23 protein-coding genes are annotated in these 23,289 nt (G+C 32.9%); 3 read left to right on the forward strand and 20 right to left on the reverse strand.

Going from position 1 to position 23,289, the window contains the following annotated elements; genetic code table 11:
- Nucleotides 1-87: 87 nt before the first annotated feature.
- The 3 genes from HMPREF2586_RS01565 to HMPREF2586_RS01575 all read right to left on the reverse strand — a co-directional run bounded on the left by HMPREF2586_RS01565 (nucleotide 88) and on the right by HMPREF2586_RS01575 (nucleotide 5,803).
- Complete coding sequence (locus HMPREF2586_RS01565; protein WP_070657867.1) at nucleotides 88-3,258, reverse strand: efflux RND transporter permease subunit; 3,171 nt, start codon at nucleotides 3,256-3,258, stop codon at nucleotides 88-90.
- A gap of 169 nt (nucleotides 3,259-3,427) precedes the next feature.
- The gene (locus HMPREF2586_RS01570; RefSeq protein WP_046208435.1) at nucleotides 3,428-4,675 is read right to left on the reverse strand and encodes a lipid II:glycine glycyltransferase FemX; all 1,248 of its coding nucleotides are present in this window, start codon (nucleotides 4,673-4,675) and stop codon (nucleotides 3,428-3,430) included.
- 366 nt (nucleotides 4,676-5,041) lie between these two features.
- Nucleotides 5,042-5,803, reverse strand: coding sequence for a VOC family protein (locus tag HMPREF2586_RS01575; RefSeq protein ID WP_070657869.1), 762 nt, complete (start codon nucleotides 5,801-5,803; stop codon nucleotides 5,042-5,044).
- Nucleotides 5,804-6,033: 230 nt separating this feature from the next.
- On the opposite strand from HMPREF2586_RS01575, the gene HMPREF2586_RS01580 reads away from it, so the two are divergent.
- Entirely contained in the window at nucleotides 6,034-6,468 is a 435-nt protein-coding gene (locus tag HMPREF2586_RS01580; protein WP_064209378.1) for a MarR family winged helix-turn-helix transcriptional regulator, read from the forward strand.
- 1 nt (nucleotide 6,469) lies between these two features.
- Nucleotides 6,470-7,675 carry an MFS transporter gene (locus HMPREF2586_RS01585; protein ID WP_064209377.1) on the forward strand — a complete coding sequence of 402 codons (1,206 nt, stop codon included), beginning with the start codon at nucleotides 6,470-6,472 and terminating at the stop codon, nucleotides 7,673-7,675.
- A 284-nt stretch (nucleotides 7,676-7,959) separates the two neighbouring features.
- Here the strand turns inward: HMPREF2586_RS01585 and HMPREF2586_RS01590 are convergent, their stop codons facing one another.
- The 7 genes from HMPREF2586_RS01590 to glp form a co-directional block, all read right to left on the reverse strand.
- Nucleotides 7,960-8,307: a SarA family transcriptional regulator gene (locus HMPREF2586_RS01590; protein WP_046208439.1), complete on the reverse strand. Its 348-nt coding sequence runs from the start codon at nucleotides 8,305-8,307 to the stop codon at nucleotides 7,960-7,962.
- Nucleotides 8,308-8,786: 479 nt separating this feature from the next.
- Nucleotides 8,787-9,809: a GTP 3',8-cyclase MoaA gene (moaA, locus tag HMPREF2586_RS01595; RefSeq protein ID WP_070657871.1), complete on the reverse strand. Its 1,023-nt coding sequence runs from the start codon at nucleotides 9,807-9,809 to the stop codon at nucleotides 8,787-8,789.
- A 12-nt stretch (nucleotides 9,810-9,821) separates the two neighbouring features.
- On the reverse strand, nucleotides 9,822-10,430 hold the full coding sequence (gene mobA, locus HMPREF2586_RS01600; protein ID WP_070657874.1) for a molybdenum cofactor guanylyltransferase MobA: 609 nt from the start codon (nucleotides 10,428-10,430) through the stop codon (nucleotides 9,822-9,824).
- A gap of 7 nt (nucleotides 10,431-10,437) precedes the next feature.
- On the reverse strand, nucleotides 10,438-10,671 hold the full coding sequence (gene moaD, locus HMPREF2586_RS01605) for a molybdopterin converting factor subunit 1 (protein WP_070657875.1): 234 nt from the start codon (nucleotides 10,669-10,671) through the stop codon (nucleotides 10,438-10,440).
- Complete coding sequence (locus HMPREF2586_RS01610; protein ID WP_070657877.1) at nucleotides 10,668-11,120, reverse strand: molybdenum cofactor biosynthesis protein MoaE; 453 nt, start codon at nucleotides 11,118-11,120, stop codon at nucleotides 10,668-10,670. Before HMPREF2586_RS01610 ends, moaD begins: the two co-directional genes overlap by 4 nt.
- Nucleotides 11,121-11,606, reverse strand: a complete 486-nt coding sequence (gene mobB, locus HMPREF2586_RS01615; RefSeq protein ID WP_064209374.1) for a molybdopterin-guanine dinucleotide biosynthesis protein B — start codon at nucleotides 11,604-11,606, stop codon at nucleotides 11,121-11,123.
- Complete coding sequence (gene glp, locus HMPREF2586_RS01620; RefSeq protein ID WP_070657879.1) at nucleotides 11,603-12,862, reverse strand: molybdopterin molybdotransferase MoeA; 1,260 nt, start codon at nucleotides 12,860-12,862, stop codon at nucleotides 11,603-11,605. Before glp ends, mobB begins: the two co-directional genes overlap by 4 nt.
- Before the next feature lie 64 nt (nucleotides 12,863-12,926).
- On the opposite strand from glp, the gene moaC reads away from it, so the two are divergent.
- On the forward strand, nucleotides 12,927-13,406 hold the full coding sequence (gene moaC / locus HMPREF2586_RS01625; RefSeq protein WP_070657882.1) for a cyclic pyranopterin monophosphate synthase MoaC: 480 nt from the start codon (nucleotides 12,927-12,929) through the stop codon (nucleotides 13,404-13,406).
- A gap of 62 nt (nucleotides 13,407-13,468) precedes the next feature.
- Here the strand turns inward: moaC and HMPREF2586_RS01630 are convergent, their stop codons facing one another.
- From HMPREF2586_RS01630 to HMPREF2586_RS01675, 10 genes are all read right to left on the reverse strand, one after another.
- Nucleotides 13,469-13,969 carry a MogA/MoaB family molybdenum cofactor biosynthesis protein gene (locus tag HMPREF2586_RS01630; protein ID WP_046208447.1) on the reverse strand — a complete coding sequence of 167 codons (501 nt, stop codon included), beginning with the start codon at nucleotides 13,967-13,969 and terminating at the stop codon, nucleotides 13,469-13,471.
- A gap of 11 nt (nucleotides 13,970-13,980) precedes the next feature.
- Nucleotides 13,981-14,985 (reverse strand): ThiF family adenylyltransferase, encoded by a 1,005-nt coding sequence (locus HMPREF2586_RS01635; protein WP_070657884.1) that lies wholly within the window; start codon nucleotides 14,983-14,985, stop codon nucleotides 13,981-13,983.
- 269 nt (nucleotides 14,986-15,254) lie between these two features.
- Complete coding sequence (locus tag HMPREF2586_RS01640; protein ID WP_070657886.1) at nucleotides 15,255-16,085, reverse strand: MBL fold metallo-hydrolase; 831 nt, start codon at nucleotides 16,083-16,085, stop codon at nucleotides 15,255-15,257.
- Nucleotides 16,086-16,157: 72 nt separating this feature from the next.
- Complete coding sequence (locus HMPREF2586_RS01645) at nucleotides 16,158-16,763, reverse strand: ATP-binding cassette domain-containing protein (RefSeq protein ID WP_046208450.1); 606 nt, start codon at nucleotides 16,761-16,763, stop codon at nucleotides 16,158-16,160.
- A complete protein-coding gene (gene modB, locus HMPREF2586_RS01650) occupies nucleotides 16,763-17,434 on the reverse strand; it encodes a molybdate ABC transporter permease subunit (protein ID WP_046208451.1) in 672 nt (223 codons plus the stop codon). Before modB ends, HMPREF2586_RS01645 begins: the two co-directional genes overlap by 1 nt.
- A 12-nt stretch (nucleotides 17,435-17,446) precedes the next feature.
- Entirely contained in the window at nucleotides 17,447-18,232 is a 786-nt protein-coding gene (gene modA / locus HMPREF2586_RS01655; RefSeq protein ID WP_070657888.1) for a molybdate ABC transporter substrate-binding protein, read from the reverse strand.
- 103 nt (nucleotides 18,233-18,335) lie between these two features.
- Nucleotides 18,336-19,829, reverse strand: a complete 1,494-nt coding sequence (gene galT, locus HMPREF2586_RS01660) for a UDP-glucose--hexose-1-phosphate uridylyltransferase (RefSeq protein WP_070657890.1) — start codon at nucleotides 19,827-19,829, stop codon at nucleotides 18,336-18,338.
- Nucleotides 19,830-19,832: 3 nt separating this feature from the next.
- A complete protein-coding gene (galE, locus tag HMPREF2586_RS01665) occupies nucleotides 19,833-20,825 on the reverse strand; it encodes a UDP-glucose 4-epimerase GalE (RefSeq protein WP_046208454.1) in 993 nt (330 codons plus the stop codon).
- Nucleotides 20,826-20,854: 29 nt separating this feature from the next.
- Complete coding sequence (locus tag HMPREF2586_RS01670; protein ID WP_070657892.1) at nucleotides 20,855-22,015, reverse strand: galactokinase; 1,161 nt, start codon at nucleotides 22,013-22,015, stop codon at nucleotides 20,855-20,857.
- Nucleotides 22,016-22,114: 99 nt separating this feature from the next.
- Complete coding sequence (locus tag HMPREF2586_RS01675) at nucleotides 22,115-23,131, reverse strand: LacI family DNA-binding transcriptional regulator (RefSeq protein ID WP_070657894.1); 1,017 nt, start codon at nucleotides 23,129-23,131, stop codon at nucleotides 22,115-22,117.
- Nucleotides 23,132-23,289 lie beyond the last annotated feature (158 nt).

Below are 23,289 nucleotides of genomic sequence, written 5' to 3' on the forward strand. Positions count from 1 at the left end.
TATATATTCAAACATGTGCTCATATATATAAGTACGGACATACAAAATCTACAAAAAGCATGTCATCTCGTAGGTCCGCATTTTATTTTACTTTCTTTTTCTCAAGATTTTTGACTTTAATGTAAATAATATTTCATATATTACTGGTACAACAATTAAAGTTAATAAGGTTGAAGAAACCAATCCACCTACTACAGTCGCTGCCATACCTTTTGAAATAATAATAGAACTGTCTTGACCAAATAACATTGGCAGCAACGCACCAATCGTTGCTAATGCTGTCATAAGTATTGGTCTGATACGCGTTCCTCCTGCTTCTAACAGTGCCGCTTGCATTGCCATACCTTGATGTTGTTTATTAATCACTCTATCAATTAACACAATTGCATTGGTTACAACAATACCAATTAGCATAAGCATACCAATCATGCTAGGTACAGATATTGTCTCGCCAGTCACCACTAATGCAACCACTACACCTATCACTGTATATGGCAATGAGAATAATATTGTGAAAGGTGCCAATGCGCCTTTAAATGTTAACACAAGTACTAAATAAACTATAATAATTGCTGCTAACATCGCCATAGATAATTGTGTTACTGCATTTCCTATATCTTCATTTGCCCCTCCCATGTTGACGTCTACGTTATTCGGCTTATCTATTTTATTTAACTGTGACAACACTTTCTGTGAAGTCCCGCCAACATCATCATTTGTCACTTTTCCGGAAACTTTTGACGTATAGTCTCCTGCTTTAGTTTCTATTTTGTTTGGCGTCGTTGTTTTTTCTAATTTTGCGATATCACTTAATTCAATAGATTGACCAGTAGCTGTTTGTATTTTAGTATTTTTAAGTTTTTCTTCTGTCCAATCCGTTTCTTTATCTTCTTTAATTTTCACATCTATCGATTTACCATTTTCCTTTACGGTTGTGACACTTTGCTCAGGTGTATTCTGATTTAATGTCATGGCTAATTGTGATGCAGACAAACCATAATTGGAAGCTTTATTTTGATCGACTTTGATATTATATTGTTCGTATGTTTGAGATAAATCAGACTTAACATTAGCAATGCCATGAATATGTTTCATTTCTTTTTCGACTTTATTGACAGTTCCTTTGATAGCATCAACAGATGGACCAGTAACAGTGATTGCTAATTCATTATTTGTACCACCTGTACCCATATCCTGATTTGCCCAATCTCCAGGATGATGATATTTGTTGATATGTTTTAATACTTTATCTGGTTCTTCATCAAAGTTAGGTGTATCACTCTCATATTCAACCATGATAGCCATACTATTTGAACTACCTGTAGGATCCGTTGGCGTTGCTCCACCTACAGAGTACTGAACTGTTTTCACCTTATCTTTAGTGTTCAAGTATTTTTGTACTTGTTCGGCATGTTCTAATACACCTTGCTCTGTCTCACCTGGTTCAGGAGTGTAAGTTAATGCCATGAATTTATCTTCTCCAGTTGAGATAAAACTAGTCCCTAGTTTAGCGGCCCCTAAACCGATACTAGCGATTAAAATGATTGTACTTAAAATCATTACAATCCATTTGTGCGCTAATGACCAGCGGAGTATACGTTTATATCCTCTTCCTACCAGACCTAATGTTTCTTCTCTCTGTTGTTTGACACCTTTTTTGAAGAAAGTAGCACTTAAAGAAGGTACGATGGTAATCGAAACAAGTAAAGAAGCTAGTAAACTAAATGCAATCGCTAATGCAAATGGCCTAAACATCTCACCTACTGAACCATTGACAAACGCCAATGGTAGAAAAACTATAATAGTAACGATTGTCGACGACATTATCGGTTTAAACACTTCACTCGTCGCACTAATAATGAGGTTGTTACCAGTTAGTGTTTCTTTTTTATCTGATAAACGTCTATAAATATTTTCAACTACAACAATTGAATCATCGATCACCCGACCTATCGCAACTGTTAACGCACCAAGTGTCAATATATTTAACGACACATCTGTTAATTTCAATGCAACCATTGCAATTAATATAGACATCGGTATCGAAACGACTGAAATTGCTGTTGTTCTAATATTTCTTAAAAATAATAATATAACAATTATGGCAACAATCGTACCGAGTGCTGCTTTTTCAATCATTGTATACAGCGAGTCTTCTATTGGTTTCGCAGTATCCATAACTTTAGTAGCTTTGATATCTTTATTGTCTTTGGTAAATTCATCAATTTCTTTTTTCGTATCTTTTGCTACTTTAACAGTATTGGCATCTTGTGCTTTCGTCACTTGTACATTGACTGCATCTTTGCCATTTGTTTTAGAAATAGATTGTCGTTCATCACCAACTGAAATATTTGCAATGTCTTTGAGTTTAACAGAAGGCATGCTATTTTCACCGTCTTGATCATCTGAGGTAGGCATTGCTGCTGCCATGTTACCTCCTTGTGATGAACTTTGGTCACTCGTACTTTGACTTGCATTTTCATCGTTGTTACCTTGAGTGCTCATACTTGAAGCTGATAATGGAATCTCAAGGTTTTCCAATGCACTTATTGAAGTAAATTGGCCATCAACCACTACTGACTTTTCAGTTTTACCGAACTGGAATAAACCTAACGGGGTTTCACTTGTGGCACCCTTTAAGAATTGTTCCACACTATCTACAGTCAATCCTCTGTCTTGTAATTTTTCCTGATCAAATTTAATTGAAACTTCTCTAGATGTTTGTCCATTCAATTGTGCATTTTGTACACCATCGATTGTTTGAAGTTTAGGTAGTAACTGATTGTTAACTTTTTTTGTTGTATCTTTTAAATTATTATCCTTTGTGGTAAAAGAATAAGCCACAATTGGAAAAGCATTCATTGAATTCCTTGTTAAGTCGGGGTCTTCCACACCATCATCAAACTTAATTTTATCAAGTTCTTTTTTTAAATCGTTTTCTGCCTTATCCATATCTGTGCCATTTTCATATTCAACAGAAACCATAGAAGCATTTTGAATAGATTGTGCATTAACATTTTTCACACTTGCCATTGACCTTATTTGGTCATCAATTTTATCACTAATTTCTTCCTTCACCGTTTCTGGTGTAGCACCAGGCATGGTTGTTTGTACTGTAATCACTGGTGGCTCAACATCAGGTAATAATTCAAGTTTCATTTTTGCACTTGAATACACACCACCTAAAATGACCAGCAATACCATAAGAAAAATTGCAAATTTATTTCCAAGTGAAAACTGTAATAGTTTTTTAATCATATCTTTTCTCCTCTCAACTAGCATTTTAATGTGATACTTCATTTAATTTCATTACGCTTAATTATATATGTATTTTCTAAATTCATAAAAAATGCACGTTATAAAGTTTAAGTTGCATATTAAAACTTTATAACGTGTCTACTTTTTTACAAAATCACAAACAAAACTACTAACGTTTTAATTTACGTGAAAGTTTTATTTTAGCTTTAGTCAATTTAGGTTTAACATTTTCAATAACTTGATATAATGGTTTATTTAACACATAATCAAATTCACCTATTTTTTCACTTAAATAAGTTCCCCATACTTTCTTAAATGCCCACAATCCATAATGGTCTGATTCCTTATCGGGATCATTATCTGTGCCACCAAAATCATATGTTTTAGCACCATGTGCTCGAGCGTATTGCATCATTGCAAATTGCATGTGATGATTTGGCAAGAAGTCTCGATAATCATTTGATGACGCGCCATACAGATAATAAGATTTATTTCCAGCAAACACAAGCAATGCACCTGATAAATATAATCCTTCTGGGTGCTTAGCTTCTAAAGCTTCCATCTCATTGATAAGTTCTTGCGTTTTTTTCATTTTATTGTCAGCATCGTTTATTTTATTTAATGTCTTTTTATCTTGTTTTTTTTCAGCTAGCTTTTCTTTTTCCTTTTCTAACTGCGCTAAATCTTGGCGTAAATCCTTAAGCACGGGTTTAGGCTCTAATTTCACTAAGAATAATTCTGCATCTCCATCGGGATGTAAAGCATCATATATATTTTGGAAATAGCTAATATCTCTCGTTAAAAAGCCATCTCTTTCACCCGTAATTTTCATTAATTCGGCAAATGTTTTCAAACCTTCTCTATCAGAACGTTCTACTTTCGTACCACGTTTTAATGCCAATCTAACTTTTGAACGATTACGTCTTTCAAAACTTTGAATTAAAGCGTCATCGTTTTTATCAATCGGTGTTATCATTGTCATTCTTGGTTGGATATAATCTTTCGAAAGTCCTTCTTTAAACCCTTTATGTCTAAAACCTAGTGCTCTTAGATGTGTAAGTGCATCAGCACCATTATCTACTTCAACATCAGGGTCGATTTTTATTGCATAAGCTTTTTCTTCTTTTGCTATCTGAATTGCGTATTCTAGTAATGTTTCTAATGCGAGTTTATTACTATAATCTGTTACAAAACCTCTTGAAATATAGCATAGCGTATAAGGCAATTTAGGAACCTTTTTAAATAATAACTGAGCCACTCCTAAAATCTCACCATCTTCACCTACTGCGATACGCTTTGAGTACCAGCCAGTCAATCGCTTTGTTTCTGCCCATTTTGTTAATTGTAATAGATCACCTTGCGGATGCGCTTTAACAAATGCATCATGAGCTTGATTTGTTATATTCATCTTTTCCATAAAAACTGATATCTCCTTTTACCATTACATACTTTGTTATTATACATTGCTTCACACATTCTTTCACATCATTTCCTATTATTTGCTATAATATGATACGAAATGAGGTGTTCTAGTGCGTATCATTATATTGTCATTACTCTTTTTAATCAATTTAATTTTTGTAATCCAAACATTTAGTACAACGTTTAATGTTTCATATCTAAGTTTAAGAATCATTCTCGCTGTTTTTACATTTGTAGCAACAGTGTATTTACTACTTTTATCTAATAAAAATAAATGGGGAACTTACTTAACTATTTTAACACTAATCACTTCTGTGATACACATCGTCGTTATTGCACATAGTATGTATGTTTACATTTACTAATCCGCTTCAACTTTGTACTTAAGCCCTCTAATGATTAAAGTGTACGGTGAAGTTGTATTATCGTCTTTCAAAGTAACCGCTTTATAACCTGAATACTCACCATCGTATATACGATATACAATATCATCGTTTTTCAACTTTAATGTTGTGAACGTTTCTGTATCATTCACGACTTCCATCCCAAACCACTGTTGCCATTTTTCAACCGTATGTGTTCTTTCTGTACTATTAATTTCAATCCCCTTGATACTAAAGGCGTTTTGCCGTAATGATGTTAGCTTTTCTTCTCTTGTTTCAATATTTTCATTCCATTGAATAAAAAATGGCGGTTTAACTCTATAATCTGGATCAGCTATATATAACAAGCGCCATGTAGTCTTTTCTCCTTTAGTATTTTCCCTTTCCATTTCTACAGGACCTATAACATCTATATTTTGTGCTTCAAGTTTTTCTTTTAGTTTAGTAATATCTTGCGTTTGAAATGCTATTGTTTTCAGTCCTTGTTTATACTGATCTTGAACGATTTTTGAAGGAAATGAGACTCGCCCTTCTTCACTTTTGACAATTTTTTGCAATTTTTCTGGTTTATAAATATCAAGTAATTCAATGTAAGCATTATTTAAGTACGCTAAACGATTATATGTGCCTAATTGATCATGCTTACCACCTTGATATAGTGTAAATAAATGGCCTGGGAATTTGAAATTATCTAATTGTTGTACATAATGAACGATATGATCTAATTTTAAATCTTGCATACCTTGATCCCCCTATTTTTTCTTTATATTTATTCTAACAAATTGTTTAAGCGTTTACTTCCGATAACCTATGATTACGATTCAATTTACTTTTGTGAAATCATATTTATATAGTGATTAAAAATCATATTTTAAAAAATAGCTATTGATTTCCTTGGCATAATAGACTAAAATATAACTTGTTTAAAAATTAAGTTAGCTTTGCTAACTATTTTCGGAGGTGTGCATTCATGCAAAATAAATTTGTCTTTGATAATATCATTGCAATTTATAGACCATATACAAAACTATTCCAACCCATCTTTGAATCATTTGATCTCTATCCTGCACAATGGCTCGTTTTAAAAGATATCTCCTATAATGCCCCAACCACTTTAGTACAAATTTCAAAACGACGCTCTATTGAAAAACCGACCACAAGAAAAATATTAAAAGTGCTTTCTGAAAAATCTTTATTAACTGTAGAAACAGGTACCGATAAACGAGAAAAATGGCTTTCACTTTCTCAAAAAGGAGAAAATCTTTATAAAAGCATTAGTACTCGCGTAGATAAAGTGCAAGATGAAATCATTAAAAATACAGGTTTGTCAGATTCAGAACTGGAGCATATCACACAATCAATACAACTTATTCACGCGAAAATTTTAGAGAAAGAGGAGTTTTAACATGAATCAATCAGCATCGATGAAGACACCAATTTGGACAAAGAATTTTAATATTAATTTCATAACTAATTTTTTAGTCTACTTATGCATGTATTTACTTATCGTTATCATAGCAAGTTATACAAAATCTGAATATCATGCCTCAGACAGTATGGCAGGACTTGTATCCGGATTATTTATTATCGGTTCTTTAATCGGACGATTTATCACTGGAAAGTACGTTAATAAAATAGGACCTAAACGGATTTTAATCATTGGTTTAATCTTATTAATCATCACACAATTGTTCTATTTTATAGAAGGTGCCTTAGCTATTTTAATGTTCACGAGATTAGTTAATGGTATTGCTACTGGGGTTACTACAACAGCGACAGGAACAATTGCTGCATATGCAACGCCTCAGGAGAGAAAAAGTGAAGGTATTAGTTTATTCTCTTTAAGCTTAGTTATCGGCGCTGCAATCGGTCCATTTTTTGGCCTTTTACTTATTAATACATTCCCAATTCAATTGTTATTTTTACTTTGTTTAATGTGCGGTATCATTAGTTTTATCATTTCATTTTTCATTAAGTTAAATATCGATACAACGCGTGATATCATAAAACCTCAAACTACTGAAAGTAAAAAATTTAATATTAATAACTACATCGCCAAAGAAGCATTACCTGTGGCAATCATTATGCTCCTTGCCGGGTTATCTTATTCGTCTATTCTGACATTTTTACAATTTTTTGCACAAGAAATTAATTTAGTTACAATATCTAGTTATTTCTTTATTTTTTATGCTATTGCATCACTCATTACAAGACCAATCGCTGGTAGAATGATGGATCTCAAAAATGAAAACGTCATCGCTTATCCTGCTTTCATCTTTTTAATACTTACCTTTTTAACGTTAAGTATTACAAATAATAGTTGGTTATTAATTCTTGCGGGATTACTCCTTGGTGCTGGTTACGGAAATATTTCTTCTTGTATGCAAGCAATTGCAATCAAAGTATCTCCACCGGCAAAATATGGAATAGCTACCTCAACTTACTTCATTGGTTTAGACTTAGGACTAGGCTTTGGTCCATATATATTAGGATTTGTAACCTCTGCAGTTTCATTCGCTCAATTATACGCTATTATGGGTGTACTGGTTTTAATTACTGGAGTTATTTATTACTTTGTTCATGGTAGAAAAGTAAAACACATGAATATCTAATCTTTTCATTAAACAATAAACTAAATATCCTGAAAAACATTGTTTTTAGCTGTCAACAAAAGTATTGTTGGCAGTTTTTTTACATACTTTATGGCTGAAGCATCAATTCGTCTACATTTTACAATATTTAAAATTGAAATTTGTTTATTTATATTATAATTATTACTGAATTAGGTTTATTCTATATTTCAAATACATAAAAAAACCAAATGCTATTTTAGCACTTGGCTTATTTCAAATTTATATTGTTGTTATTGATCATCATCTGATTGTAACCTTAATGATTAAGCAACTTTTATGTTTTCGATTTCTGTTATAATATCATCTATTACTTTTAACTGATCATCTGTGTAATAATAGAACACTTGTCTTTCATCTGTTTCTGATCGAACTTTTGAAATCAATTCTTTTTTGTAAATCTTTCTTATAATAACATCTATTTTACTAGTGTCCCATAACATTTCAAAATGTAAGGTATCTCTTAATTCTTTTCCGCTAATTTTATTAGCTTCATAAACCTTAAACAGAACTACAAACTCTTCGATAGATAAACGATGAGCTGACTTCAACCAATGTTTCAACTGACTTAAAGCCCTCTCAGACGTAATATAAAATGATGCTTTACTTTCCATAAATTTGGCCTCCTCATGATTTACTTTCATTGTTAGTATTGGCTTTATATAATGAATAAGCTTTTAAAATATTATATAACACTTTCTTCATTAAATCTATTATTTTAAAAGAAACAGATAAATAAATTTTACTATTGTAAAGTTTTTATATAGCTACAATTGATTATGGTAATCTTTTTCTATTGTTCATTATCTTTAATCGTTAAAAAATTACTTATGTATAATACATTTTCATATAAAAATATCTTTCCTCATTTTTGAAATCATTTCACATAAGATATGAGTTCAAATTATAAAAAAAATGAGTAGGAGATAATTCAATTGAAATTTGAATTATCTCCTACTCTTAATATATTTTAGAATAACTTCATAAATGAATATAATTTTCGTATTATTAGTTATTTGAACTTCTTAAAAATTTAATAGCTATGAATGTTGTGATAAAAGTGCAATCTCCATAAACGATTGTATTTGATAAGTCAGCCACCAATATAATTCATATTGATTTTTTTACGTTTTCTATTAGCTACTGTTTGTGCAGTACGTTCATCTGAATATCTATCATCTCTAATATTCCATAAAGCTTTAAATTGTTCAAACAGAGCTTCATCTGACACGCCTGATCGCATAAATGACTTTACATTAAATCCATCTACGGTACTAAATAGACAACCATAAAACTTACCATCTGATGATAATCTTGCACGTGTACATGTTGAACAGAATGATTCAGATACACTTGTGATAAGACCAAACTTAGCACCATTATCTTTATGTCGATAATATTTAGCTACTTCACCAAAATATTTAGGTTTTACAGGTTCTATATCAAATGATGACTCAATCATTTTTAACATTTCATCTTTTGTTACTACTTTACTGAAGTCCCAACCATTATCATTGCCTACATCCATAAATTCAATAAAGCGTATTTCAATATCCTTATCTTTGAAATATTGAATCATAGGTAAAATTTGATTATCGTTCACACCTTTTTGAACAACTACATTTACTTTTACATGAAAACCAATTGAGACCGCATAATCTATTTGCTGTAAAATTGTGGAAGCTTTGATATTCCGGTTGTTTATAGCTTGGAACACTTTGTCATCAATCGCATCTAAACTTACATTAATACGTCTTAAACCAGCATCATATAATCTTTGACCATGTTTTTTTAATAATAAACCGTTGGTAGTTAAACCAATATCCTCTATACCATCAAGTTGATTCAACTCGTATATTAATTTATATAAATCTCTTCGGAGTAGAGGCTCTCCACCGGTAATACGTATTTTTTTGACTCCTAATCGCGTATAAACTTTAGCAATACGGACCATTTCATCAAAAGTAAGTAATTCATCTTTGGGTAGGAAAACAAAGTCATCACCAAATATTTCTTTTGGCATACAATAGTCACAACGAAAATTGCAACGATCTGTAACTGACAATCTTAAATCTCGAATTGGACGCCCAAGTTTATCAGTTATTTGCTCTACCATCTGATCAGCCCCCTATCTATTCTTAATGTCGTGATGTAAATCTATTAAGTCTTGTTGATAATTAATATTTTTGTACCAATAATCAGATGAACCAATTTCGTGCACATCTAACCAATCACTTTTGACTTTTGAATAGACATTCTTAAGGCTGTAATCACCTGATTCCAATGCTACCTCTATAAAAGAAAGCGTATGTGGACTATAAAAAGCCATCGTTGGAATGGGCATGCCATCTTCTTGGAAACCGGCGATATCTAGTTGATCTTCTATTAAATGTTCAACCATAAATTGATACAATTTACTTATTGCTTTTTGTGTAATCATCGGTGTATCTACAGAAATCACAAAGAAAAGCGTTTCGTCAGTATGTTGTTTCATGACAGAGTAAATACCAGCCAGCGGGCCTTTACCTTTGTTTTTAGCATGATCGATAACAATATTATCATAATCAAATTCATGTGCTAATATTTCATTTGTGCTAATAATTATTTCATTAAACATATTTGTAGCTTCTAAAACTTCAATGATACGTTTATAAAACATTTGTGAATGAATCTTTGCAAATGCTTTTGGTTTTCCAAATCTTTCTGATTGTCCACCAGCAAGTATGATTGCTTTCATATTTCCATTACCCTCCACTAACTGGTGGTATCAACGCTACAGTATCATTAGGTTTTACGATATCATCACCTTTGACAAATTCTTCATTAATCGCAATTTGAAAGTTTTTGCTATTAATACTAGGATAACGCTCAAACAAATCTGATACAAATTCATCGACGGTAATATCATAACTTAAGTCAATATCTTCTGAACTTTTATCCAAAACTTCTTTTATTTCCGCAAAGTATAAAACTTTCATAACTTTTTCCCTCCAACTGCATCCTCATGGTTACCATGTTGATGACCTTGCCATTCAGCACCATCTTCCCAAATTTCTTTTTTCCAAATGGGCACTACCTCTTTAATACGCTCAATTGCATATTCATTAGCACGATAAGCATCTTTTCTATGTGGCGATGAAACACTTATCAATACCACTATATCAGAAATAGCTAACGGTCCAATTCTATGGACAATAGCTGTTTTTGTCCCTGGCCATTTGTTTGAAATCTCATCACCTATTTGTGCCAACTTTTTCTCTGCCATAGGTATATACGCTTCATACTCTAAATACTCTGTTTTAACTCCTTTTGTCCACTCACGTACATGACCAGTGAAAACTACAACAGCACCTTGATGTTCATTGAGCACATATTGGCGATATTGTTCGGTTTCTATTGGCTTATTTGTAATTTCAAATTGTTTCATTTAATCCATTCCCTTTTCGTTAACGAAAGATAATAACCATTGCTCAAATTTTTGAAATGCTAATGGTTGCCCAATATTAATATAATACTGAATATTTGTTAATTTATTTAACTGTTGGTAATCAGCATCATCACGATATATAAGCACTTTATCATAATTTGCCTCTTTAAAACCTTCTACTAAAATGATGTCACTGTCTATTGTAACAGATTTATCAATGATTTCATCCAACCTTTGTTTTTCAGTTCGTGTAACTGTTTGTTGTAGATGATGTCCTTGAACAATACTTTGATCTGCACCTGCATTAAAATGTTTCATGTGATCAACAGTATTTGCCTGCAGTTCAATATCTGACAAGTTTAAGTCATGTTGACCGTGGTGTTTAACCGTTGCTACACAAAAGCCATGTGATTTTAAAAATTTCACTGCGTGCGTCATCAAAGTGGTTTTCCCCGAGTTTTTATAACCTACGATTTGTAATATCATAGCGTCGTATCCATTTCATATGCTTGTGATTCAGTTAAAATGACATCAACTGTGTGGCCTTTTTGATATCCTCTTGTACCACTAGGTAACACAATCATTGCATTACTATGCGCAATCGCTACTACTGCACCGGACTTATTAAATCCTGATGGCACAACCGTCATCTCTTTACCATTAAAAGTCACTGTTGCTCGAATAAATCTAGTAAATGGATTTGGCTTTTTAAAATCTTCCATGAGTGTGGCCTGCACAATTTGTGGATATATCGCTTTAGCGCCCATCATATGCTGTATTGCAGGTTTGACATAGAGTTCAAACCCGGTGAAACAAGCAGAGGGGTTACCTGATAATCCAAATAAATATTTGTTATTTGCAATAGCTACCGTAGTGACACTTCCTGGACGCATGGCGATTTTATTAAACAAGACTTCAGCGTTGACCGCTTCATAAATTTGAGGCAAATAATCGAAATCGCCTACTGACACACCTCCAGTTGTAATGACAATATCATGCTCAACCATTGCTTCACGCATCACTTGAATACTACTATTTAAATCATCTTGTTGAATTTTATATGCATTGACATCTAACTGATGCTTTTTTGCTAATGCAGTTATCATAGGACCATTTGAATTACGAATTTTTCCCGGTTCTAAATCGTCGCTAACATCCAACAATTCACTTCCTGTAGCAATCACAGCCACGCTAGGTTTTTCAAAAACTGGAACTTCTGTATAGCCATATGTTGCCAAAACAGCGATTGCACCTGGATTAACACATTGTCCTTTTTCTAATACAATATCGTCAACTTTGGTTTCTTCACCCTTTAACGAAACATTCTCATTTTCGCTAAAAGTTTTTCTTATTGTAAAATCATGTTCACCTTCGACAGTTTGTTCAAGCATAACTACAGCATCGGCGCCTTCAGGTATTTGTGCACCTGTCATAATTCTTACAGCTTCAAATGCTCCAACTTTTTTAGTTGAAACTGATCCCGCTCCAATGTGGTCAATGACTTTAAATTTAATGCGATTGTCACCGCTCGCCTCTTTTGTATCAATACTTCTTAATGCAAAACCATCATATGGTGATTTATCAAACCTTGGTATCTCATGAGTTGCTACAATGTCTTCAGCTAAAATATAGTTTAAACTTTCTGCTAAAGGTAAAGTGATTCTATTTGTAAAAATATTTTGCTTTACCACACGTTGAATTGCTTCATTCACTGGAATCGAATTTCTTTTCTCTACAGGCATCGTAAATCTACTCCTTATAATTAATAATTTCATGATATACTAGAACACGATTAGGAGGGATACTTTGAATGAATTCACCCATATAAACAAACAAGGAAATGCGAAAATGGTAGACGTCTCTGACAAAAACACAACAAAACGCTCAGCTACTGCGCATTCTAGTATTACGGTAAATCCAGCGATTTATAAACAAATCGTTGATCATACTAACCAAAAAGGGAATGTGCTTAATACTGCTCAAATTGCTGGTATTATGGCTGCAAAAAACACATCTGATATTATACCAATGTGTCATCCATTACCTTTAACTGGTATAGATATTACATTTGATTGGCAAGAAAATACACAAGCATACACTTTAAATATACAGGCAACGGTCTCTACAACTGGAAAAACTGGTGTGGAGATGGAAGCGCTCACTGCCGCTTCAGCTGTAGCACTTACGGTTTATGATATGACAAAAGCGTTAGATAAAGGCATGGTCATTGGAGAAACTTATCTACTCTCTAAAACAGGCGGTAAATCTGGTGACTATCAAAGATAGTTGTCATAAATATTAATATGTAAGAAATAGAGTCCAACAAACTTAAAATGTTGGGCTCTAATTTATTTTGTAATCTCTTGCACTAAATGATTCAATTCTGGTTTAATGAGCTTATTTAATGCTAATTTAACTGCACCAGTAGAGCCTGGTATACTGAAAATCAATTTATTATTTACCGTGCCAGCAATTGCTCGAGATAACAACGCACGAGTCCCAACATCTTCTGTATAACTTAGATATCTAAATAATTCTCCAAATCCTTCAATTTCCTTCGTAATCAAACTGGAAACAGCTTCTATCGTTACATCTCTTTGTGCTATACCAGTACCTCCTGTGGTGATAATGACATCAATATCCTCTGCTAGCCAATGCTTTAATTGCTCAGTAATTACAGTTTGTTCATCTTTAACAATTTTATAATGTGATTCTGTAATCATAACGTTTAATGTTGAAAGTAACTCTTTAACTAATTTACCACCTTTATCGGTTTCATAATCTCTTGTATCAGAAACAGTTAATACTGCACATCTAATATTTCTATCAAGCTTTACATTTGTATGCATATTAAACCTCCTTAGCCGAATAATTGGTTAATCAACGTTATCGCCTGTTGTGGGCGAGTCATCCCATGAATTAATAATCTCCCGCCTTTAAAGCTAACAATTCTATGTTTTTTGTATTCAAAATGTAACATGTAAGGATTACGTTGATATGGTATTTCTTGTTGTTGTAAAAATGTTTCTAACATTTCCTGGGAAATTTCTGGGTTTTCATATTGAACAGTATCTCTGCCACATAAACTTGCAAATTGTCTTTGTGTTGTATTGAGATAAGGATATGTCGGTTGTGTACCACAAGTTGTACAAGCACTATCATGCAATTTACTAAAGCCAAATGTAAAGTGTGTGCCTTCCCAAATATCACCGTAAGTAACTTTAGTCGCTATTGTTGCGCCAGTTAATATTTTTAATGCATCTCTTAATTGTAAACTGGTCGTCATAGTGACTGCTGGCTGAATAACACCTACTGTATCACAGGTCATATTAATTGTAGGTAACTGTGGAATTAAACAGTTAAAACACGGTGTTTGTTTAGGTATAAATGTTGCTTCCACATAAGTACTCTGTACGACGCCACCGTAAATCCATGGTATGGTATTTTTATAAGCAAAATCATTAATCAATTGTCTTGTTTCAAAATTATCTGTAGCATCTAGTATAAGTTCAACATCTTGCGCATATGTTTCTAAGAATAATCGATCAACATGTGCAATGTGTATGTGCAAGTTCAGATTTTGACGTATTGCCATTAGATTTCGTTCAGCTGCGACTACTTTAGGTAACTTATCTACTGCATCCATTTCTGTATACATCGTCTGGCGCTGCAAGTTACTAAATTCAATATAATCTCTATCGACAATCGTCAACTCACCTACACCAGCTCTCACAAGTCCTTCCGCAAGGTGTGTTCCTAAAGCACCCATACCAATAATTAGCACATGTGCATTCATAATTTTCTCTTGCCCAGATGTGCCTATATGCTTAAATAGCATTTGCCTTGAATAACGTTCTTCATTCACTTTGAAATCCCTCACTTTGCGTCATTATTTTCATTATAAATCTTGGAGATCTATGTAACAACGGTTTGAATTCATTAATCAAAAATCATGTACACCACTTTTATTCATATTACCCAAAAGGCAAAATAAAAGAGTAGGTACAAAATCAAAACTAGATATTGATTTCATAGTCCTACTCCTTATCGCAAAACAGTTTCAAAAGATATAATGATACATTTATGGCGATTGCTGATACTTTGATTTTTGGTATTAAAATCACTAATCATTATTTAAATTTGAATTTTCAATCCATCAAATGCAATGGTTGATTTTAAGCCATCTTCTTCTAATCGCTCTTCTAATTGTTTAATTTGTGCCTTCGTTAAACTTTCAGTAGCTTCAATATGAGTAAAATATGTATGCTTAGCATTAATAGTTTTAGCAATAGTCACACATTCATCGAATGTAACCTCTCCTAAAGCATTTAACATACCTTCTGGATGAATACGTTCATTAGTTATAGGATTAACTTCATTGCTACCAAAAGGTAAAATAGCAACATCAACATTTTTCAACTTCTCCGTTGGTCGAAAGCCTTTAATTTCATCTGGAATAATAAGTATACGTTTGGTATTTGTAGTTAAATAAAAACCAAACGCGAATTGCTCTGCTAATTGAATCCACTCTACCGTTGTGTCTTCAAAACTAATTTCTGCATCATTGTCAACAATTACTAGGTTAATTACGCCTAATGATTCTAAATATTGAACATATTCCCAACGCGCAAAATATGCTTTAAAATCTTCCACTTCTTGAGTTGTAATATAAACCGTTGTCGTTTTGGACTTAGGTATTTTGTGAATAAAATCAAAATTGAGTGTTTCCCATATCCTCATCCCCATCGTGTGATCTGGATGCCAATGAGAATAAATGCCATATTTTATATCATAAATTTTTGATTGTCTTAGTTGTTGAAATATATCTTCCGAAGTGTCGATTAGTAATTGTAAATCATGAATGAAGATACCAGGCCCTGTTCGTTTTTGTGCATCTTTATGCTGTGAAACTGATTGATAAAGTGTTGGTACACCCCCAGAAGTTCCCAAACATTCGATTATCATTGGATCACCCCCTACTTATTTATAAATGTGATCATAATTCTTACGCAACCTCTCATAAATTATAGTTGCATATCATCCGATATTAATAATTTCATGTGCCAGTACTTCTGCTTCATATTGAGAATGAGTAACAAAAATAATAGGTATATTCCATAATTTAAAGATTCGTTTTACTAATAAAATACTTTCTGCTTTTGTTGTATCATCTAAACTAGAAAACGGCTCATCTAGTAACATCAAGTCTGGTTTAGTACTTAATGTTCTAGCTAATGCAACACGTTGGGATTCACCACCAGATAAACGTATTGGAAATTTATCCTTTAAGTGAACAATGTTTAATTGATTCATCAAATTGTCTATATGCTGTGAATACTGTGTCATAAAAGTGATGTTTTGAAACACAGTCATATTTGGAAATAATTGATAATCTTGAAATAAATAACCGATATTGCGTTTTTGAATTTTTACATCAACATTTGAAGTAGTATCTGTCAATATATGGTCGTTAATCTGTATATACGCTTGATCTGGTTGCTGTAGACCAGCAAGCATATTTAAAATTGTTGTTTTACCTATACCTGAAGGTCCTTTAATGGCATAAATTTTAGGTGTAGTATCATCTATTTTTACATGTAATTGTGTACTATTTAAAAGATGATTCAAAGATATATTAAGCATTAACGAACCTCCCGATAACCATCTTTATTCAATAGATTGATTGTACCAATTACAGTGATAGCAAATGCAACTAATACAATCACCCATAACCATGCTTGATTCTCTTTTCCCTGCTCTACTAAAAAATATATTTCTAAAGGTAACGTGTTAGTTTTATTAGGAATATAACCTGCTACCATTAACGTAGCACCAAATTCTCCAATTGCCCGTGCAAAACTCATCATTACACCAGCAAGTATTGAGCGCTTAGATAACGGTAAAACTAATTTCATAAAAATTTTATTTTCACTTGCACCCATCGTTCTTGCAGTATTCAACATTTTAGGATCTATACTCCTAAATCCTTGTACAGTATGCTGATACATCAGTGGAAAGCTGACAATGATGGAGGCTATTATGGCACCAGTTAAAGTAAATACAACTGGCAAATGTAATACATCGCTAAAAAATCTTCCAACCACACTATGTGGTGAAAATACAATCAGTAAAATAAAACCCATCACTGTCGGTGGTAACACAATTGGTAAGACAATGAAACTTTCTAAAAGTCTCGTTATAAAGCCACGACGCTTATACAACCATCTTGATATAAAAACACCTAGTATCGTAACGATAATCGTACTGATAATTGCAACCCTTAATGATATCCAAAACGGCGTGACATCTGGCATTTCTGCTACCCCCTATACTTTAAATTTATATTTTTTTAAAATTTCTTGCGCTTCATCTGTTTTTAAAAATTCAATCCACGCTGTTGCTAATTTTTTATCTGAAACTGTCGCTGACTTATATGTGATTGGCTGTTTTAATTTAGCGGTTTGAATTTCTTTTACGTTACTATCACCATTTTTTTGACTTTGATATAAATCTGTTTTATAAACATAACCTAATTGAGCATTACCTTTTTCAACATAATTTAATACTTGTCGCACGTCTTTTGCAAAAACTAAATGCGGTTTAACATCATCATACAATTGATGATCTTTTAAGTATTGCTCAGCATATTTCCCTGCAGGCACAGATTTAGTCTCGCCGATAGCTAATTTTTCACCTTGTTTTAAATCAGACACATTCTTATATGTACTATTAGTTTCACCTATAAGCACTAAGTCATTTTGTGCGTATTCATATTTATTTTGAGCTTGCTTACCTAAAGCATCTACATCTTTTGTATTTGCAGACATAAATACATCTACAGGTGCCCCTTTTTCTATTTGTTGTCTCAATGCGCCTGACCCACCATAATTAAAGGTGATTTTAGCATTTTTATGTTTTTTGTTAAATGCTCGTTCTAAATCTTTAGTGACATCTGTTAAACTTGCTGCAGCTGAAATATGTATTTCTTTCTTATGATCATCCTGAGTGCTAGCATCTTTTTCGCTCTGCTTCTTATCGCTATTAGAGCATCCAGTTATTAATATACATGCCATAATCGTTGCAATCATTAAAAATTTCCAAGTGTTTTTCATTTGATTGTCTCCTTTTTCATATAATTATATGCCTATTTATTTCAAAAAAAAAGAGCGTATACAAAAGTAAAAGGTACTTCGTATAGCTCAATTTTCAAAATATTTATTGTAACGATGCTATAAATGTTTTAAATGCACTTTGGCCTTGTGATGTGTTTTTAAATACACCTGCGTCTTCAAGTACACGTTTGAATTTGAAACCAAGTTCTTTTTCAATAATTTCATTTACGTTTTTCTCATGAATATCATATCGTTGTGTCATGTCTTCTGCCCATGGTTGATGTATGCTTGGCACTTGTTGTTGTTCACCTAATAAAAATGCTTTAACCTGTTGTAATTCTTGTTTTAATCTACCAGGCAAAATGGCAGTCCCCATTACTTCTATTAATCCAATGTTTTCTTTCTTGATATGTTGAACGTCTTGATGGGGATGAAATATACCATCTGGATATTGTTCCGATGTTTGATTGTCTCTTAAAACAATATCAAGTTCATATTGTTGTTCCCTATAACGGGCAATCGGCGTTACAGTATGATGACGCTCACCATTTTTACTGTATGCTCTTATATCTACAGTTTCATCTGAATAACTATTCCATGCTTTTCTAATAAATTCTGCCGCTGCCACCAAATCATTTTTATCTTCACTTTTCAAACGAATAACACTCATAGGCCAATACAATGTAGAAGCCGTTACTGTTGAAAATTGTTTTAAGTTAAAATTGTTCATTTCCTTAGCATTATCCATCGGAAATGTGTGTCTACCCGATTGATAATGATTGTGTGTCAATATAGAACCGCCAACAAGCGGAATATCTGCATTTGAACCAATAAAATAATGCGGAAATTTATCTACAAAATCCAACAGTTGTACAAATGTTTGCTTATCTATCTTCATAGGAACATGTGATTGAGATAACACAATACTATGTTCTTTGAAATAGGCATATGGAGAATATTGAAATCCCCATTGTTCTTGTCCTAAGTTCAATCTGATGATACGGTGATTTGTTCTCGCTGCTTGTATTACAGACCCTTTAAAACCTTCATTTTCCATGCATAGTGCACATTTAGGATAATCTGTTGCAGGCGCTTCTTTCGCTTTGGCAATTTGTTTAGCATCTTTTTCTGGTTTGGATAAATTGATTGTTATTTCCATATCACCATACTCACTTGCTGTGTTGAAATTTATATTATGCGCAATTGCATCTTCTTTCACATAATGATTGCGTTTGGTTATGTTATAAAAATAGTCTGTCGCTTTCTTTGGACTCTGTTGATATAATTTATAAAACTTATGGTTCAGTACAGATGGTCGTGGTGTGATTAAATCTAATATTTGTGCTTCAATGATTTCTTTGCTATATAAAGCGTCATCTATACATTTCGCATTGATTGCTTCTTGAATCCAATATTGCGTTATCTCAAGCGCTGTAGTCTCAGAATTAAATTTGGAAGATGTTGTGTCCTCTATGCCTGAAGCATTTAAAATACTCAGCAATCTATTTTGAATATAAATGGCATCTTCCACTTCATAATCTCCATATGCTATAGCGTGAGATACAAATAGTTGGACAGCGTAGTGATTCAATAACATCCATTATACCTCCTGATACCCGTTAGGGTGCTTTTCATGCCATTGCCAAGCAGAACCAATAATATCGTGTATATCATCATGTTTAGGTTTCCATCCTAATACTTCCTGTGCTTTATTACTTGATGCAATTAATTTGCTAGGATCTCCAGCTCTTCTTTCACCAACAACTGCGTTTATTGTTTTACCTGTGACTTTTCTTGCTGCTTCTAAAATTTCAAACACTGAATAACCTTGGCTACTACCTAAGTTAAACGCACCTGATTCTCCACCATTTTTTAAATGTTGAAACGCTAAAATATGCGCATCTATTAAATCAACGACATGTAAATAATCTCGTATGCAAGAGCCATCTTCCGTATCATAATCATCACCAAAAACAGTTAGTTCATCTCTTTGCCCTAACGCTACTTGTAATACAATTGGGATTAAATGTGTTTCAGGTCTATGATCTTCCCCTATTATGCCGTGTTCTTTAGCGCCTGCAACATTAAAGTATCGGAGTGCAGCAAAATTCACACCATATGCTTCATGACACCAATGCATCATTTTTTCCATCATTAATTTACTTTCACCATAAGGACTTGTTGGTGTTTTAGAATCATTTTCTGTAATTGGCACAGAGTCAGGTTCACCATATACAGCTGCTGTTGATGAGAAAACAATATGCATGACATCATGATCATACATCACTTCTAACAATACTTGTAGACCATTAACATTATTATTAAAATATGTTAATGGTTTCTCTACAGATTCACCAACTAATGAGTATGCGCAAAAATGAAATACACCTTCAATATTTTCACTATTAAATACATTTTCTAAAAATGCTTTATCACGAATATCACCTTCGTAAAATTTCGCTTTATTGTGTATTGCTGCTTTATGTCCAGTGCCTAAATTATCTACAACTACAACATCATAGCCTCTATGAATTAATTGGTCTACGGCATGGCTTCCAATATAACCTGCGCCACCTAATACTAATACGCTCATGGAAAAATCCTTTCTTTTTCAAATTTATTTTAAATTGTTTTTACACCATCACTAATGCCCACATGATAAAACGATGGCTCATAGCCGATTTTTTCTATATATTTATTTGAGACTTCATCTTCTAGTGCTTGAATTTGATTTTTGTGCACTAAAGCAATTGCACATCCTGCAAAGCCAGCACCAGTCATTCTTGCACCGAGTACGCCTTCCACTTGTTGCGCAGTTTCCGCCAATGTATCAAGCTCAATACCTGTTACTTCATAATCATCTTTTAATGAGGCGTGCGAATCATTTAATAAATGGCCAAATTTTTCAAAATCATTAACAGATAATGCTTGATAAGCAAGTTTCGTACGTTCATTTTCTGAAACAGCGTGTTTTGCTCTTTTGCGTTTCACATCATCTTTAATAAGCATTTGATGTTTTTCAAATTGTTCCATTGTTAATTCACCTAAAGACTCAATATTTAATTTTTGTTGTAATGATGACAGTGCAGATTCACATTCACTTCTCCGTTCATTATATTTACTTTCAGTTAATGAGCGACGTTTATTGGTATTCATGATGGATATGACATAGTCTCCAAACTTAGCAGGTACATATTCATAATCTAACGTTGCAGTATCTAGTAATATGGCATGTTCTGCTTTCCCCATACCTATAATGAATTGATCCATAATCCCTGAGTTGACACCCATAAATTGATTTTCAGTACGTTGCCCTATCTTAATAAGTTCTAATCTCTCTAAATTCAAGTTAAATAACTGCTTTACCAACCAACCAGTTAGTAATTCGATTGATGCAGAAGATGAAAGGCTCGCGCCGTTTGGAATATTACCTTCTACCAAAATATCAAAGCCTTGATTAATTTCTGAAAAAGCTTCTACTAAATATTTAATAACACCTTTCGGATAATTCGCCCAATCATGCTCTTTATGAAAATCTAAATGTTCTAAGTCGAAGGAAATCATACCAACCGTTTCAAAATTATTAGAATATAGGCGAACCAATTTATCTTTTCGTTTAACTGCTAAACCATACGTACCTAATTCAATTGCTGCTGGAAACACATATCCCCCATTATAATCAGTATGTTCTCCTATTAAGTTAATTCTTCCTGGTGCAAATGCACTCACTTCAGGCTTCACGTCAAATAAACTTTCGAATTTCTCGCGCATAGCTTCTAACATAACGTCCCACTCCTTTAAAAATCGATATACACAAAAATCAAAACCCTTAGTAAACTTAAATAAAGTTTACTTGTTTACTAAATGTTTTGTCAATACACTTCAATTATTAACTTTAAAAGTCATCCTTTCTTTCAGTTGTGCTTCTGCAATTACATGAATAGCAATTTTCCTTGTTTTATTTATTCTCTCTTCTGCCATTCTTACTGCTATTTTTCCGAAGTCGTCTATCGGTATATGTACGCTACTTATAGAAGGAACCGCATACTGAATCACTTCCAAATCGTTAAAACTTATCAATTTGATATCATCAGGTAAAGTGTATTTTTTTAGTTGTAGTTGTTGCAATATGCCTAAAGCGATCATATCGTTACCTGCGATAAAAACTTGAGGTAGATGTTGATTTTGTAATACTTCGTTTACTGCATTTATACCATCTTCTTTATGCCAACCATTCATTAATACTTTACCTTTTCTTTGGTGCTTATTACACCAATCATTGAATGCGATATACCGTTTATCTTCAAAATTTTGATTATTTAGTGTTGGCATGCCTGCAAGGTTTTTTATTGTATGAGTACCACCTACGTAAACAATATCGTTTAATTCTGAATGATCTATATCATCTAATAGTTGAGTCATTGCATCATATAAATCCGAATACACTGCATCAACTGATTTAGGCGTGTTAGGGTTATTAATAACCACAATATTCTGATTGTAACTCTGCAATTCTAGAATAGCTTCTGCAGCAAAATTACCTACAACAATAATTGCGCCAGCTTTGGCTATTTTAGTAAAATCAATCGCATCATGTTCTCCATCAATGCGAAGCGTTCTTTTTAATGATAGATTTAAACGTTTTACTTCTGCTTCAATAGCTAATCTAATCTCACGATAATACGGATCAGACATTTCTTTGGCTCTTGATGCATAAGTAATAATTTGTATACTTTTATTTTTTCTTTCAGCTTTTTTATATTGAAAATTTTCTGCTATGTCATATATTCTTTTTCTCGTTTCTTCCGCGACAGATAAGGTGGGATCATTATTTAATACGCGGGAAACCGTTCCTGGACTCACCCTTGCTTCTTTCGCAATATCTCTTATACTAGCCATTTGCCGAATCACCTCTCACTATTGTGTTTACTATAAGTTTACTTCTAAGTTTGGTATATATCAAACAAATATTGCAGTTAAGCTTTTGGATATAAATGCAATTTATTTTTTTGCAACAAAAAATACGCTAAAATAGATAGTGAATAGGAACTGGGGGA

This window comes from Staphylococcus sp. HMSC034G07 (assembly GCF_001835975.1).
Classification (GTDB): Bacteria; Bacillota; Bacilli; order Staphylococcales; family Staphylococcaceae; genus Staphylococcus; species Staphylococcus ureilyticus.

Coding starts and splice junctions, on each gene's coding strand:
- HMPREF2586_RS01565 (WP_070657867.1), bottom strand. CDS start 3,258: ATGATTAAAAAACTATTACAGTTTTCACTTGGAAATAAATTTGCAATT.
- HMPREF2586_RS01570 (WP_046208435.1), bottom strand. CDS start 4,675: ATGGAAAAGATGAATATAACAAATCAAGCTCATGATGCATTTGTTAAA.
- HMPREF2586_RS01575 (WP_070657869.1), bottom strand. CDS start 5,803: ATGCAAGATTTAAAATTAGATCATATCGTTCATTATGTACAACAATTA.
- HMPREF2586_RS01580 (WP_064209378.1), top strand. CDS start 6,034: ATGCAAAATAAATTTGTCTTTGATAATATCATTGCAATTTATAGACCA.
- HMPREF2586_RS01585 (WP_064209377.1), top strand. CDS start 6,470: ATGAATCAATCAGCATCGATGAAGACACCAATTTGGACAAAGAATTTT.
- HMPREF2586_RS01590 (WP_046208439.1), bottom strand. CDS start 8,307: ATGGAAAGTAAAGCATCATTTTATATTACGTCTGAGAGGGCTTTAAGT.
- moaA (WP_070657871.1), bottom strand. CDS start 9,809: ATGGTAGAGCAAATAACTGATAAACTTGGGCGTCCAATTCGAGATTTA.
- mobA (WP_070657874.1), bottom strand. CDS start 10,430: ATGAAAGCAATCATACTTGCTGGTGGACAATCAGAAAGATTTGGAAAA.
- moaD (WP_070657875.1), bottom strand. CDS start 10,671: ATGAAAGTTTTATACTTTGCGGAAATAAAAGAAGTTTTGGATAAAAGT.
- HMPREF2586_RS01610 (WP_070657877.1), bottom strand. CDS start 11,120: ATGAAACAATTTGAAATTACAAATAAGCCAATAGAAACCGAACAATAT.
- mobB (WP_064209374.1), bottom strand. CDS start 11,606: ATGATATTACAAATCGTAGGTTATAAAAACTCGGGGAAAACCACTTTG.
- glp (WP_070657879.1), bottom strand. CDS start 12,862: ATGCCTGTAGAGAAAAGAAATTCGATTCCAGTGAATGAAGCAATTCAA.
- HMPREF2586_RS01630 (WP_046208447.1), bottom strand. CDS start 13,969: ATGCATACAAATGTAAAGCTTGATAGAAATATTAGATGTGCAGTATTA.
- HMPREF2586_RS01640 (WP_070657886.1), bottom strand. CDS start 16,085: ATGATAATCGAATGTTTGGGAACTTCTGGGGGTGTACCAACACTTTAT.
- HMPREF2586_RS01645 (WP_046208450.1), bottom strand. CDS start 16,763: ATGCTTAATATATCTTTGAATCATCTTTTAAATAGTACACAATTACAT.
- modB (WP_046208451.1), bottom strand. CDS start 17,434: ATGCCAGATGTCACGCCGTTTTGGATATCATTAAGGGTTGCAATTATC.
- modA (WP_070657888.1), bottom strand. CDS start 18,232: ATGAAAAACACTTGGAAATTTTTAATGATTGCAACGATTATGGCATGT.
- galT (WP_070657890.1), bottom strand. CDS start 19,829: ATGTTATTGAATCACTACGCTGTCCAACTATTTGTATCTCACGCTATA.
- galE (WP_046208454.1), bottom strand. CDS start 20,825: ATGAGCGTATTAGTATTAGGTGGCGCAGGTTATATTGGAAGCCATGCC.
- HMPREF2586_RS01670 (WP_070657892.1), bottom strand. CDS start 22,015: ATGTTAGAAGCTATGCGCGAGAAATTCGAAAGTTTATTTGACGTGAAG.
- HMPREF2586_RS01675 (WP_070657894.1), bottom strand. CDS start 23,131: ATGGCTAGTATAAGAGATATTGCGAAAGAAGCAAGGGTGAGTCCAGGA.